Annotated in this window: 11 protein-coding genes and 1 pseudogene; 6 read left to right on the top strand and 6 right to left on the bottom strand. The window is 52.7% G+C overall.

The window, feature by feature from the left end; genetic code table 11:
* Positions 1–110: 110 nt before the first annotated feature.
* From D9A02_RS13640 to D9A02_RS13630, 3 genes are all read left to right on the top strand, one after another.
* Positions 111–854, top strand: a complete 744-nt coding sequence (locus D9A02_RS13640; protein ID WP_120501476.1) for an RNA methyltransferase — start codon at positions 111–113, stop codon at positions 852–854.
* A 62-nt stretch (positions 855–916) separates the two neighbouring features.
* On the top strand, positions 917–2,053 hold the full coding sequence (gene ctaA, locus D9A02_RS13635; protein WP_120501475.1) for a heme A synthase: 1,137 nt from the start codon (positions 917–919) through the stop codon (positions 2,051–2,053).
* Positions 2,054–2,056: 3 nt separating this feature from the next.
* Complete coding sequence (locus D9A02_RS13630) at positions 2,057–3,535, top strand: carboxypeptidase M32 (RefSeq protein WP_120501474.1); 1,479 nt, start codon at positions 2,057–2,059, stop codon at positions 3,533–3,535.
* 13 nt (positions 3,536–3,548) lie between these two features.
* Here D9A02_RS13630 and D9A02_RS13625 read toward each other — a convergent pair.
* From D9A02_RS13625 to gyrA, 4 genes and pseudogenes are all read right to left on the bottom strand, one after another.
* Positions 3,549–4,640 (bottom strand): annotated as a pseudogene (locus D9A02_RS13625) (UDP-N-acetylglucosamine 4,6-dehydratase family protein); the annotation flags it as partial.
* A 447-nt stretch (positions 4,641–5,087) separates the two neighbouring features.
* Positions 5,088–5,942, bottom strand: coding sequence for an NAD(P)-dependent oxidoreductase (locus tag D9A02_RS13620; RefSeq protein ID WP_162933072.1), 855 nt, complete (start codon positions 5,940–5,942; stop codon positions 5,088–5,090).
* A gap of 107 nt (positions 5,943–6,049) precedes the next feature.
* Positions 6,050–6,553: a hypothetical protein gene (locus D9A02_RS13615; protein ID WP_162933071.1), complete on the bottom strand. Its 504-nt coding sequence runs from the start codon at positions 6,551–6,553 to the stop codon at positions 6,050–6,052.
* Between the two features lie 163 nt (positions 6,554–6,716).
* Positions 6,717–9,431: a DNA gyrase subunit A gene (gene gyrA / locus D9A02_RS13610; protein ID WP_120501470.1), complete on the bottom strand. Its 2,715-nt coding sequence runs from the start codon at positions 9,429–9,431 to the stop codon at positions 6,717–6,719.
* 222 nt (positions 9,432–9,653) lie between these two features.
* Here gyrA and D9A02_RS13605 point away from each other — a divergent pair, with 222 nt between their 5' ends.
* Positions 9,654–9,923 (top strand): usg protein, encoded by a 270-nt coding sequence (locus D9A02_RS13605; protein WP_120501469.1) that lies wholly within the window; start codon positions 9,654–9,656, stop codon positions 9,921–9,923.
* A 63-nt stretch (positions 9,924–9,986) separates the two neighbouring features.
* Here the strand turns inward: D9A02_RS13605 and D9A02_RS13600 are convergent, their stop codons facing one another.
* Complete coding sequence (locus D9A02_RS13600; protein ID WP_120501468.1) at positions 9,987–10,547, bottom strand: YSC84-related protein; 561 nt, start codon at positions 10,545–10,547, stop codon at positions 9,987–9,989.
* 199 nt (positions 10,548–10,746) lie between these two features.
* Between D9A02_RS13600 and D9A02_RS13595 the strand changes: the two genes are divergently transcribed.
* The gene (locus tag D9A02_RS13595) at positions 10,747–11,559 is read left to right on the top strand and encodes a class I SAM-dependent methyltransferase (RefSeq protein WP_120501467.1); all 813 of its coding nucleotides are present in this window, start codon (positions 10,747–10,749) and stop codon (positions 11,557–11,559) included.
* On the opposite strand, the gene hemB is transcribed toward D9A02_RS13595, so the two are convergent.
* On the bottom strand, positions 11,556–12,554 hold the full coding sequence (gene hemB, locus D9A02_RS13590) for a porphobilinogen synthase (RefSeq protein ID WP_120501466.1): 999 nt from the start codon (positions 12,552–12,554) through the stop codon (positions 11,556–11,558). The two genes, D9A02_RS13595 and hemB, sit on opposite strands and share 4 nt — an antisense overlap.
* A 118-nt stretch (positions 12,555–12,672) precedes the next feature.
* Here hemB and D9A02_RS13585 point away from each other — a divergent pair, with 118 nt between their 5' ends.
* Entirely contained in the window at positions 12,673–13,200 is a 528-nt protein-coding gene (locus tag D9A02_RS13585) for a component of SufBCD complex (RefSeq protein WP_254054634.1), read from the top strand.
* The last annotated feature ends 26 nt before the right edge of the window (positions 13,201–13,226 follow it).

Here is a 13,226-nt window from a genome sequence, read left to right as displayed (position 1 = left end):
AGCGCGGAAAATCGACTTTGACCATCGGCTTATGCGCATAGAAAGGCCTCTCAGGGTTTTCAACGCGCTGTGGCTGGATTATGACGCAATCGATTTAAGGAGCGATCAACATGTCTAAAGGCCATCCGCAACCTGCCTTTGTTCTGGTACGTCCGCAAATGGGCGAAAATATCGGTGCCGCTGCCCGTGCAATGTGGAATTTCGGATTGGATCGCATGCGCATCGTGGCACCGCGCGATGGTTGGCCAAATCAGCGGGCTGTGGCAATGGCCAGCGGGGCCGGTCGGTTGCTAGATGAGGCAATGCTGGTGGATGACACCGCCGCTGCGCTGGAAGATTGTCATTACGTTTTTGCCACCACGGCCCGTATGCGCGGGATGACCAAGCCGGTCTATACCCCGGAAGAGGCCATGAGGGTCGCTGCGCAGAAAATTTCAAACGGGGAAAAGGTTGCTGTTTTATTTGGACCAGAACGTGCCGGGTTGGAAAATGACGATATTGCTAAGGCCAATGCGATTATCAATGTGCCGGTGAATCCTGAGTTTGCCAGTCTCAACCTTGGACAATGCGTGTTGCTGACCGCCTATGAATGGCAGCGCAACCATGTGGATGTGGCGCCGGTCCGCGATGAAATGGCAGGTACCGTGGTCGCTGAACAGATCGAAATTGAGAAACTCGCAGAACATTATGAGCAACGTTTGGGTGATGCTGGATTCTATTATCCGGAAGGCAAGGCGGAAAGCATGAAGTTGAACCTGCGCAATATGTGGAGTCGCCTGCCACTGACCCGTGCAGATGTGCAGATGTTGCACGGTGTTATGCGTCAGATGGTCCGTTGGAAAGAACGCGGTTGAGACCGCTTGTAGGCCGATGTGGTGCATATTAGGCTGCGGACAGCTAGCCAGGAGATTTAAGTGTGAGCAACAAGCGCAGTATCTTTGAAGAGGTCGGAGCAGAGCAGCCGGTGAATACTCCGCGAGGGGGTATGATTGACCGTGGCCGTGGCGGTGCCCGTCGGGCGGTCCGAATCTGGTTGATGGCCTTGTTTGCGCTGGTGGTTGCAATGATCATTGTTGGCGGATTGACCCGGTTGACTGACAGCGGGTTAAGCATCACTGAATGGAAACCCATCACCGGGGCTGTGCCTCCGATGAGTATGGCGGATTGGCAAGCTGAATTCGATAAATATCAAGAAATTCCAGAGTTTCAGCAGCAAAACAGCTGGATGACATTGGAGGATTTCAAATCCATCTATTGGTGGGAATGGGGGCATCGTCAATTGGGCCGTGTTGTTGGCCTAGTTTGGGCCATTGGATTTCTGGGACTCTTAGCATTACGAAAAATTCCCACGGGCTGGACGGGTAAGTTGATCATTCCGGGCGCTTTGGGAGGTGTTCAGGGTGCTGTCGGCTGGTGGATGGTGTCCTCTGGACTTGGCCATGGCATGCTGGATGTAGCCAGCTACCGGTTGGCGCTTCATTTGGGGCTCGCTTTTGTGATCCTGGCCGTTCTGACATGGTTTATCTTCAAATTGGGTCGTGAAGAACGAGAGCTGATGCAGGCCCGGCGTGGCAAAGAGGAAAAGCTTTATAAGTTGTCGACCGGCTGGCTGCATTTTGCCGGGCTACAGATACTGATCGGCGCACTGGTTGCTGGCATCGATGCAGGGCGGACATATACAGACTGGCCTTTGATGGCCGGAGGTGTTTTGCCGCCTGAGATGTGGATGACGGAACTGGGGTGGCGCAATCTGTTTGAAAACCCGGGGTTGGTGCAGTTTGTGCATCGGGTTGTTGGTTACATCTTGCTAGGCTTTGCTGTCATGGTCTGGGTGAAAGGCCGTCGCAGTGCCAATGCGGTGACACGTGGGGCGTTTAACGCGGCCTTTCTTGCGCTTTGTGTGCAGGTGATGTTGGGCATTATGACCGTGCTCTATGCAGCGCAGTGGCATGTCGCGATCACGCACCAAATTGTGGCGGTGGCCCTATGGGTGTTGATCCTGCGGGCGCGGTTTCTGAGCCTATATCCCGTTGCACAATCGATCAGAGGGTAAAATATGCGTGCTTATGACGAGTTGATGCGTTTCCAACGCGATAGCGAAGCCTTGGGACAGGTCGCAGGACGGTTGTCCTGGGATCAAGAAACCATGATGCCAGCAGGCGCAGGCGCGCAGCGGGCTGAAGAAATGGGCGCGCTGGAGGCAGTTTTACATGCCCGCCGGACAGACCCGCGCGTGGGCAACTGGCTTGCCAAGGCGGAGACGGATACACAGGGCGAAGTTGAAGCTGCTCAACTGCGGTTGATCCGGCACAGCTATGATCGCGTTACAAAAGTGCCTGCAGATCTGGCAGTAGCAGTGGCACGGGCAACCAGCACTGCACAGGGTAAATGGGCTGATGCACGTGCAAACGATGATTTTTCCACCTTTGCTCCGGTTTTGACAGAAGTTCTGGCTCTGAAACGTGAAGAAGGGGCCGCATTGGCAAATGGCGGCGATATCTATGATGCTTTGATCGAAGATTATGAACCGGAAACCTCTGCCGCTGATCTGCAAGCGATGTTTGATGCCATGCGACCCGGATTGGTGGCGCTACGCCAGGCGGCATTGAATGGAACAGAGGCCCCAAGCGTGCAGGGCACGTTTGATCACGCTCAGCAACTTGCGCTTTCGAACGAATTGGCCCGTGTTTTTGGGTATGATTTGAACCGCGGTCGGTTGGATCTGGCGGTGCATCCATTTTCCAGCGGCTCGGGTGATGATGTACGCATTACAACGCGAGTCAGTGCAACGGATCCGTTCAACTGCCTCTATTCGACCATTCACGAGGTTGGCCACGCTTGTTACGAACAAAACATTGATCGTGCCTATCACCTGACGCCAGCGGGTAAAGGCGTATCGATGGGCGTGCACGAAAGCCAAAGCCGGATCTTTGAAAATCAGCTGGGACGTTCGCGCCCGTTTTGTCATTGGCTCTATGGTCGAATGGTGGACCTCTTCGGTGATTTTGGCATTGCGGATGCCGAAACATTTTATGCCTGTGTAAACCGGGTGCATCGTGGTTACATCCGCACGGAATCTGACGAAGTGCAGTACAACCTACATATCATGCTGCGGTTCGATCTTGAGCGTGCGCTGGTGTCGGGGGATCTTCTGCCACAGGATCTGGAAGGCGCGTGGAACGATCGGTTCAAGGCTGATTTTGGCTATGAGGTCACAAAGGCCTCTGACGGCTGTCTGCAGGATGTACATTGGTCCGTGGGACTGTTTGGTTATTTCCCGACCTATGCGTTGGGCAATGTCTATGCTGGCTGCCTACACGAAGCCCTGCGAGAGGCAGTGCCGGATCTAGATGCACAGCTGGGTAGGGGCGATTTGTCGGTTGCTACGGCGTGGTTGCAGGACAATCTGCAATGCCATGGCGGACGATACAAACCGCAGGAAGTGATCGCAAATGCTTATGGAAAGGTGCCAGATTCCAATGCGTTGATGGTTTATCTTCAACGTAAATTCGGTGATTTATATCCAGTTAAGTAGAGGATGAGCGGCCTTACTGATTGATGATTTCATCGTCCAGTTCAGCCCGTTCGATCCATTGTATGGCGATGGTGCCAAGCAATGTACGATTGCGAGTTTCAATTGCCTGACGCAAGGACTGCAACACATTGGCCATCTCTATCTCGGACAGATGGTTTTCCTGTGCACGCATGATTTTTGGATGCGGCGTGGTCAACATGTCGGAACCGATGAGCAATTCCTCGTGCAGCTTTTCCCCAGGACGCAAGCCGGTGATTTCAATGGAAATATCGCCATCAGGTTGTGCGGTATCACGTACGCTCAGGCCGGATGCCTCGATCATTTGGCGTGCCAGGTGACGGATAGGAACGGGCTTACCCATATCCAGTACAAACACATCGCCACCACGTGCAAATGACCCGGCTAGTAGGACAAGGCGTACCGCCTCGGGGATGGTCATGAAGTAACGGGTGACATCAGAATGAGTTAAAGTAACGGGGCCGCCATGAGCGATCTGATCTTGAAATAATGGGATAACTGATCCGGATGAGCCCAGCACGTTGCCAAATCGCACCATGGAAAACCGGGTATGGCTGGACCGGGTGGCAAGATCCTGGATCACCAGTTCCGCCAGGCGTTTGGAGGCCCCCATCGCTGAAGAGGGACGCACAGCTTTGTCGGTGGATACCAGAATGAACCGATCGACCTCAAACTGACGCGCTGCATCAGCGACGACCTTGGTGCCGATGACGTTGTTTTGCATGCCTTGCAGGGCGTTATCTTCGACCATTGGCACGTGTTTATAAGCTGCAGCATGCAGAACTATGTTAATACCATTGTCGCCGATGGTCTCGGTGATCAACGGCTTGTCGGTGACTGATCCAAGCACGGCAGAAATGCGCAGATCCGGAGCTTTGTCACGCAGTTCATTGTGAATTTTGAATAGTAAAAGCTCGCTATGATCGAGCAAGATCAAATGCCGTGGATTGCACCGGATGATTTGGCGGCACAATTCTGATCCGATGGACCCACCAGCACCGGTGACAAGGATATTGCGGCCATCATAGGTGCTGCTAACGGCTGGCAGTTCTTCTTCCAGACGGTCGCGACCCAACAGGACGTTGATATCAAATGATTTCGGCTGCGGTTCTGATTGGATGGGCTGGGTGTGATGATCGGGAGAAACTAGATTATGCATCAACACACTAGCCGCGGCAATTACGATCAAAGCAGCAATGATAAAGGCACCAGCAGACATAGACACACCAGGAGCCAACAGCAGGACACCAACGCTGGATGTGGCAACGACTAGAATGATCAAGCACAGCGAGATTGCACGCTTTTGCCTGATATTGAGCGAAGCCATAAAATCATTCAGCATGACGTATATTCCCGACACGATCTATTTTTTGCGCCATCAAAATTTTTCCTGCCTTTGAAAGACTTATAGACATGATGGTCGTTTTCTACCAGCTAAGATAAGGTGCGCCCTTTACCCGATACAAGGCCTGTTACGGGATGTCGCAATAAGTTGTGTGAGGGTGAACAGGGTGACGGGGTTAATCGTGACCGTTTAGGCCTGCAGTTTAGTGTTATGCCTGCGCCAGTCGAGGATCATATCGTGTGCTGTTTTCTGATAGATTTGATCTGGTAGTAGTGTGGCCAAGCATGTTGTGGATAGTGAGACCTCCGCTAAGGCCTCTGAAGGAGCGTCACGCCAGTTGATGGCAATTCCAGCTGCCTTTGCCAGATTAGCCATATCAACGGGTAGAGGCGCGGCGATGTTCAACGACTTTGGCAGTTTAGCCGCGGGAATGGCGCAGAGCGCCAGAAGGATTTTGGACAAATCTCCCGGGGCGATGTAGCTGCGCTTTGGTCCAGCCCCATCTGGGAAGCGATCCAGATGGAGCGGTCTGTCGCCTTGCAATGCAGGAGTTAAGCTGTCAGCGCCCACAACATTGGCCAGACGCAGGCAAAGATGTGCAAAAGGGTCGTGCTGCCGAAAGGTCTCAACCAGCGCTTCCATATCACATTTGGCGCGTCCATAAGCATTCACGGGGAGCAATGGCGCGTTTTCCACAAGCGCGCGACCCGAGCCATATACAGCTGCGGAAGACAGATGAATGACACGCTTTGCACCGCAGTGCTTAGCAATGGCACGGCTATGCTGGGCCAACTGAATATTATCCTGCAACTCAGCCTCGTTCCCATGGGTGCAACCCCAAAGCGCGATGACGCTCTGACAGGCTGGAAAAACCTCCAGAGATTGACCCGGGGCCCAGATAACATCGCTATCCGAATGGCGTGATTGCGTGATAATCTCGACACCTGGCGTGCCGGCGGCATGCCAAGCATTTAGCACGAGTTTTCCTAACTTACCGTTTGAACCGGTCACTATGATACGTTCTGATGAGAAAATCTGTGTCATGCGCGAGTCCATGAATATGTGTCTAAGCAAAGCTTTAGCACGGCTGGTTACGAACCGGCATCATATTCAGCTCAAATGTAAGAAAGTCCGTTAGATATTATAGCAATTCAGGCGCGTTGCTTTGTAGCCTTTTGCGCCGGTTTTGGCCGGGCCACGTCAATCCTTCGCGCTGCAAGCTTTGCTGTCTTTTCAGTAGACGTTGTGCGGACACTACGCTTTGGCAACGATGGTCGTTGCATGTCGGCTTGGACAACATTGGTATAAGCCATCAATACAGCCGCGCTGAGTGTAAGATCACGCCAGATCGCCGCGATCTGCCCAAGATCAAAAGGATAGATATGTTGCGCAACGCTGGAGCACATTACAAACATCGTCAAAACCAGAGCAAAGGTACGTGTGTGAATGCCCGTCATGAAGGCCACACTGATACCGAACAATAGGGTCGAGCCGACAAGATCAGCCCATTCAAAACTCAGGAAGGGCAGAAAAAGGCTACGTTGATCTACACCGGAAAAGAGATCAAGTGATACCCCAATGAAATATGATCCAAGTGCAATACGGATCAGATTAAGTGCGAATTGAATGATCAAGCGGTGTTTTGGCAAAGGCACGATTGCAATTCCTGTCTGACAGTCACGAGCCTGTTTTTGTACGTATGGCCCTTGAGGTAACCTCTCCAGAAATTGCGGCGAAACTTTAGCCAAAGGATGAAAAACGAGGGCCGGATGCAAATCCGACCCTCTGCTTTAGGTTTAAAGGTCTCAGAATGAGATCTTAGCTTTCGCTGGTCTCTGCGTTTTCGTCTTCGTCGTCGGATTGTTCTGCAATCCAGGCAACGCTGACAACCTCTTCGCCTTTGCCAGTGTTGAACACCTTGACGCCACCAGCGCTGCGAGATCGGAAGGAAATACCTTTGATTGGGACCCTGATGGATTGACCCTTAGAGGTGGCCAACATGATCTGATCTTCCAGTTCCACCGGGAACGAGGCCACGACTGCACCAGCGCGCAGGCCTTTATCGATGGCCTGAACCCCCATGCCACCACGCCCGCGCACAGGATAATCGTGGCTGGAGCTGAGCTTGCCAGCACCCTGTGCGGTGATGGTCAACAGCAAGTTTTCCGCCGCCGACATTTCCGCATAGCGATCGGGGCTGATGGTTGCGTTTTCATCGACGTCTTCATCGCTGGCGGTCTCGTCATCAACCATACCGGCAACCGCCCGGCGCATTTTTAGATAGGCAGAGCGCTCATCCGCAGTGGCATCGAAATGGCGAATGACTGACATCGACACAACCTTGTCATCACCTTGCAGGCGGACACCACGGACACCGGTGGATTTGCGGCCCTTAAAGACCCGTACATCGGTGGATGGGAAGCGGATCGCGCGACCTGAGTTTGTCACCAGCATCACGTCATCACTTTCCGAGCAAATTCGCGCGTTGACCATTTCGACCCCTTCGGGCAGGTCCATCGCGATTTTACCGTTGCGCATGACGTTGGTGAAATCTGAAAGTGCATTGCGGCGCACATCCCCCGCCGTTGTTGCAAAGACGATCTGCAAGTTTTCCCATTCTTCATCTGGCACATCGACCGGCATGATGGCAGCAATGGAAACACCCGGTGACATTGGTAGGATGTTGACGATGGCCTTACCTTTGGCAGTCCGTCCACCCAGTGGCAAACGCCAGGTTTTCAACTTGTAGACCATGCCGTCTGTGGTGAAGAACAACAGCTGTGTATGCGTATTCGCCACAAAGAGGGTGGTCACAGCATCCTCTTCTTTGGTCTGCATACCGGATATGCCCTTGCCTCCGCGTTTTTGTGCCCGGAAATCGGCCAATGCGGTGCGTTTGATATAGCCACCGGCGGTAATGGTGACGACCATGTCTTCGCGCTCAATCAGGTCTTCGTCGTCCATATCACCTGACCAGTTGACGATCTCGGTGCGACGCGGCACTGCAAACTGGTCTCTGACCTCGCGGAGCTCGTCCGAGATGATCTGCATGATCCGCTCACGTGAGGCGAGGATGGCAAGGTATTCTTTGATTTTGCCGGCCAGTTCTTGCAGCTCGTCGGTGACTTCTCGTACTCCAATCTGGGTCAGACGTTGCAGGCGCAGCTCCAGAATGGCACGGGCTTGAATTTCTGACAGATTATAAGTGCCGTCGTCATTGGCCGTATGGGTGGGATCATCGATCAACGCAATGTATTCAAGGATTGAATGCGCTGGCCAGCGACGAGTCATCAGCTTTTCACGTGCTTCGGCCGCATCGGCAGAGGCGCGAATGGTGGCTACGACTTCATCGACGTTGGATACAGCCACCGCTAGACCACAGAGGATATGGCTGCGTTCGCGAGCTTTGCGCAGTTCAAACGCGGTGCGGCGTGCAACAACCTCTTCGCGAAAGATTACAAAGGCAGTCAGGAAACCACGCAGGTTAAGCTGCTCTGGACGACCACCATTTAGGGCCAACATGTTACAGCCGAAGTAGGTTTGCATTGGCGTAAAGCGGAACAATTGGTTCAGGACCACTTCGGGCGTGGCATCCCGTTTGAGTTCGACCACAACACGGACACCGTTACGATCGGATTCGTCCTGAACGTGGGCGATGCCTTCGATCCGCTTTTCACGCGCTGCTTCGGCGATCTTTTCGATCATCGAGGCTTTGTTCACCTGATACGGGATCTCATCAACCACGATGGCATAGCGGTCTTTACGAATCTCCTCAATCCGGGTTTTAGCACGAACTACGACGCTACCGCGCCCTTCGAGATAGGCTTTGCGGGCGCCGGAGCGGCCCAAGATCATCCCGCCGGTGGGGAAATCTGGGGCAGGGATGTATTCGATCAACTGCTCAGAATCGAGATCCGGATCGTCAATCAGCGCCAGAGTGGCATTGATCACTTCGCCAAGGTTGTGTGGTGGAATGTTCGTGGCCATGCCAACCGCGATACCGCCAGCACCGTTGACCAGCATGTTTGGGTAACGCGCGGGCAGAACCGTTGGTTCGCGGTCTTTGCCGTCATAGTTATCCTGAAAATCGACAGTGTCTTTTTCGATGTCCGCCAGCAAGGAGGCGGCAGGCTTATCCATCCGCACCTCGGTATAACGCATGGCAGCCGGGTTATCGCCATCCATTGAGCCAAAGTTACCCTGACCATCCAACAACGGCAGCGACATCGAGAAATCCTGTGCCATACGTACAAGCGCATCATAAATCGCGCCATCGCCGTGGGGGTGGTACTTACCCATGACATCGCCGACAGGGCGGGCGGATTTGCGATAAGATTTATCGTGGCTGTTACCGGTTTCATGCATCGCATATAGAATGCGGCGGTGCACTGGTTTTAATCCGTCACGCAGATCTGGAATGGCACGTGAAACGATCACGGACATGGCATAATCGAGGTAGGAGGTTTTCATCTCCTCTGCGATTGAGATCGTCGGGCCATCATGTGCCGGACGTTCTGGTTGATTATTTTCCATGTTTTCAGGGTCTTGGGGGGTATCGTTCACTATGTTACCTGTATTGTCAGGGACTGCTATATCTTGTTGTCTTTAATATATCAGAGGCAGGATATGGGGTGCAATGCCTGTCCTGACCTCAGGTTGGCAGCCGGGTTGTCAAAGTGACAACACATTGTTTTCATTGAAAAGTAATTTTTTCAGTGCATCATTAGTATATCAGGCAATAACAGGAGCAGAAACATGCAGATGTCTGAAACTGAAATGATGCTCAAGGGCTATGGACTGACGACGGCAGAACTCTTCTATCATATGCCGGACCATATTCATGTGTTGAATACATTTATCTGGCAGGATTACGACCTGGCTCCGGATTATCCCAAACTGTTTGAGTTTGTGGAGTTTTGGCAAAATGAAATTGATGGGCCGCTGCATTCAGTCAGCTTCACCCATCGCAAGCTGATCGCAGCGGGTGAATGGCGCAATATGAAAGGTGAATTTCACCTGCACTAAATGAAAATGGTAAGCTGGGTTAATGCTCAGCTTACCAAGATGTTGTTTGGTCTGCACACCGGATCATGGAATGATGCGGGTGTACTTGATGCCTTCGACCGTGGCGCCGGCCATGATGCCAGCTTGACCAAATATCACGGCAACAACCGGCGAAGTAACTGTCGTGGTGTCGGCTTGTAGGTTTCCACCTTGATCGGGCAGGGCGTATTCTACATTTGCCCCTGCAGCCCAGCCGGGAGAGCGGCGGAATTTGCTTAATGCGTCCTCGGTCATGAAAAATAACACATGGGAGAATTGCTGCGCGCCGATTTGCAGGCCAACGCTACCTTTGGCTGCAGAATAGTAATCAACCGTGGCATTGTTGATACGCAAGGCCCCACGGCCATATCCGCCGCCAAAGCCAAATCCGGCTTCGGTTACGACGGGCATTACGAGAATGCCGCTGGCCTTATCGCCCAAATCACGGGCGTTAGGGTAGTTGGCATAAAGATAGTTCAGTGTGGCATTGACACGCGCGTCAATTTTTTGCGCGCCGGAACTGCCGACGCCATTGCCGCAAGCGGCCAACACGGGAAGGCCCGCAAGGGCGCCCAGCGAAAAGCTGCGTCTGGTGAGATTGCTCATTTTATTGCCTGTTCGTTGCCTGACATTTGCCGACCTTTTTATGCATGCCGGTTGGGGCGTAGTATAGGTGTTCGAAAGAGCGCTGTCACTATGTAAGGACAATAAAGGCGGCTTATCGCCTGTATTTGCAGGTCAAAATCAGCGTTCTGACAACGGATGTGTTATCATGTGGACGACTCTCGATAGCAGGAGGTGTCGTATGGTCAACCGTGACAAAATATTTGAGGGATCGATTCCAGAAATATACGACGCATATTTGGTTCCTTTGATCTTTGAAGAATTCGCCGTTGAAATGGCAGATCAGGTGGCAAAAGCGGCCCCGAGGGAAGTATTGGAAACTGCAGCAGGAAGTGGTGTTGTTACGCGCGCTTTAGCTCCAATATTATCAGGTGACGCAAGATATTTAGTTACGGATCTTAATTCACCCATGCTGGACCGGGCTCAGCAGCAGCAACCGCCAGATGAACGCATTACATGGCAGAGGGCGGATGCTTTGGATTTGCCGTTTGAAAACAACCGATTTGATGTGGTGTGCTGTCAATTTGGCGCGATGTTTTTCCCCGACAAAGTCTCCGGATTTGCTGAGGCCCGCCGCGTGCTGAAACCTGGTGGCTATTTCGTCTTTAGCGTATGGGATCAAATTAAGCATAATGAGTTTGCTGACCATGTTACGCAGGCTGCAGGAGAGTTGTTTGCAGATGATCCACCGGTTTTTCTCGCGCGCACTCCGCATGGTTATTTCGATTTGACCGAGATTGTAGGGCACCTGAAATCGGCTGATTTTACGCAAGCCGAGATCAGGACTATTACGCTACAAAGCGTGGCAAAAACCGCGCGTGATCCAGCTGTCGCCTATTGTCAGGGCACGCCTTTGCGCAATGAAATTCTGGATCGCGATCCAGAGGCGTTGGAACGGGTGACGGATCATGCCGCAGCACGATTGAAAGCGGTCTATGGTTCAGGCCCAATCAGTGGCAAAATTCGTGGTTATGTGATCATAGCTGAGGCTTAATCAGCTAGATATCGCGCCATGGTTGGGGCGAAATAGCTGAGCACCCCGTCGCAACCAGCGCGTTTAAAGGCCACCAGGCTTTCGATCATTGCGCGTTCACCATCAATCCAACCATTGGCCGCTGCAGCCTGGATCATCGCATATTCACCGGACACCTGATAGGCAAAGGTCGGCACGCCGAACTCTTGCTTTGTGCGGCGGCAGATGTCGAGATAGGGCATGCCGGGTTTGACCATGACCATATCGGCGCCCTCTGATAGATCACGTGAAATGCAACGCATCGCCTCATCAGAGTTGGCGGGATCCATTTGATAGGTTTTTTTGTCACCCTTCAGTGCGCCCGACGCGCCGACCGCGTCACGGAACGGGCCGTAAAAAGCGCTAGCATATTTGGCAGCATAGCTGAGCAGCAACACATCTTGATAACCTGAGGCCTCCAACGCTTGCCGGATGGCACCGATGCGACCGTCCATCATGTCTGACGGGCCGATAATATCAACGCCAGCCTCGGCTTGGCTAAGTGCTTGCTTGATTAGTGCCTCAATTGTCTCATCATTGACGATTTTACCGTCGCGCACAAACCCGTCGTGGCCGGTATCAGAGTAAGGATCAAGCGCCACATCGGTCATAATCGCGATTTCCGGCACGGCGGCTTTGATTGCGCGCGTGGCCCGATTTGACAGGTTGCCCGGGTTCCAGGCTTCGGCACAATCGGCGGTGCGTTTGTCTGCGGTGGTGTAAGGGAATAGGCATATTGCCGGAATGCCAAGATCTGCAGCCTCGCGCGCAGCCTCGACAACGCGGTCTACGCTGCGCCGGACCACACCGGGCATAGATGGCACAGGTTCCTCAATATTGTCACCGTCGCGTACAAAAACCGGCCAAATCAGATCGGACACAGTAAAGGTGTTTTCGCTAACCATGGCGCGAATAGCCGCCGATTGGCGGGTGCGGCGCAAACGGTTGGCGGGATGTATCGGAGGGGTCACGGCCATATCACGGATTCCTGAATTGAACTGCTTCTCAGTTGCATGGATTTTGCCACATCTCAAGGGTGGGAATCCGGCGGCGTCAAAGGTAAGAGTAACAGACATGGTGTTGGGGGCTTAAATATTGGATTGGTACGGTCACGTTTTCGAACTGATTGATATGCGCAGTTTCAGTAATTTATGGTACTGGATATCGCTTGCTGTGGTGTGGTCCACGACCAGTCACTGGGTTTTAGGTGTGCCATGGGACGTGGCCGTGCGGGCCAAGAAAAATGTCTCTGATCAAAGCGTCCAGGATTTTGAAGATCTAGTTCGGGTTAACGTGAACCGGATCATTTATATCGTGGAGGAATCAGGTGTTTATCTCGTGGGGTTTGTCTTTTTCGTTCTGACATCCCTATGTCTCATTGGTTTTATTTACATGAACCACTTTGCGCAGGCGGTATTTTTGCTGGTCTTTCCTATGAGCTTGGTCGGGCTATTGACCATACGCACGGCATTTGCCATTCGCCTGCAGGATCTGCATGGGGACGAGTTGATCAAACGCCTGTATGGGCATCGGCAAATCACCCAGTTGCTGGGTGTGATTGCGATCTTTGTAACTGCCACGTGGGGTATGTGGCAAAACATGGTACATGGTATCCTTGGTTGATCGGGCGAAATTGGCCACAGGATTTG

The organism is Roseovarius sp. EL26 (assembly GCF_900327775.1).
GTDB lineage: Bacteria > Pseudomonadota > Alphaproteobacteria > Rhodobacterales > Rhodobacteraceae > Roseovarius.
This window is presented reverse-complemented; position numbering and strand designations above follow the sequence as displayed.